The sequence below is a fragment of the Amycolatopsis sp. WAC 04182 genome (assembly GCF_003947465.1).
Taxonomy (GTDB): domain Bacteria; phylum Actinomycetota; class Actinomycetes; order Mycobacteriales; family Pseudonocardiaceae; genus Amycolatopsis.
Map to the genome: position 1 here is coordinate 1 of NZ_QHJJ01000024.1, position 866 is coordinate 866.

At 72.5% G+C, this 866-nt stretch carries 1 protein-coding gene; it reads right to left on the reverse strand.

Annotation, left to right across the window (positions count from 1 at the left end):
* Positions 1-866 (reverse strand): PLP-dependent aspartate aminotransferase family protein (locus DMH01_RS42275; RefSeq protein ID WP_199745848.1); only part of this gene is annotated, 866 nt, incomplete at both ends.

Genomic DNA, 866 nt, shown 5'->3' on the forward strand with positions numbered 1-866 from the left:
GTGGTGGCGGGGTGCATGACGCGGGTCTCCACTCCGCCGAGCGAGGGGGCCAGCAGCGCCAGCCGTACGGACTTCATGAACGCCTCCCCCGCCGCCCGCCCGCCGGCCAGGTCGAAGGAGAACACGCCGCCGAAGGCGGGCAGCAGCTTGGCCGCCAGCTCGTACGAGGGGTGCGAGGGCAGCCCCGGCCAGTGCACGGCCGACACGGCGGGGTGCGCGGCGAGCCGGGTGGCCAGGAAGTCGGCGTTGGCGCAGTGGCGTTCCATGCGCAGCGGCAACGTCTGCAGCCCGCTCAGCGTCAGCCACGACGTTAACGGCTCGGCCGCCGACCCCAGCTCGGTGGCGAAGTGCCAGACCTTGCCGTGCAGCTCCGGGTCGGCGAAGACGGCGATGCCGCCGATCACGTCGCTGTGCCCGGACAGGTACTTGGTGGTGGAGTGCACGACGACGTCGGCCCCGTGTTCCAGGGGGCGGCACAGCACGGGGGTGGCGAAGGTGTTGTCCACCACCGACAGCACGCCCAGCGCGCGGGCCGTGGCGCACATGGCCGGCAGGTCGGCGACCAGCGCCATCGGGTTGCTGATGGTCTCCAGGTAGACGATCCGGGTCTCGGGCCGTACGGCGGCGCGCAGCGCGTCGATGAGGTCGTCCTCGCCGAGCCGGACGGCCGCGCGCAGCAGCTCGTACTCCACCGTGGAGCCGCCCTCGGCGAGGATGCGCACCACCCGCTGGGCGCCCTCGGGCAGCGCCTCGACCCGCACCAGCAGCAGATCGCGCAGCGATTCGCTGAGCCCCGTGCTGCAGCCCTCGCTGATGCTGCGGGCGATCTCCTCGACGAAGAAGGCGTTTCCGTCGCTGCGCTCGAA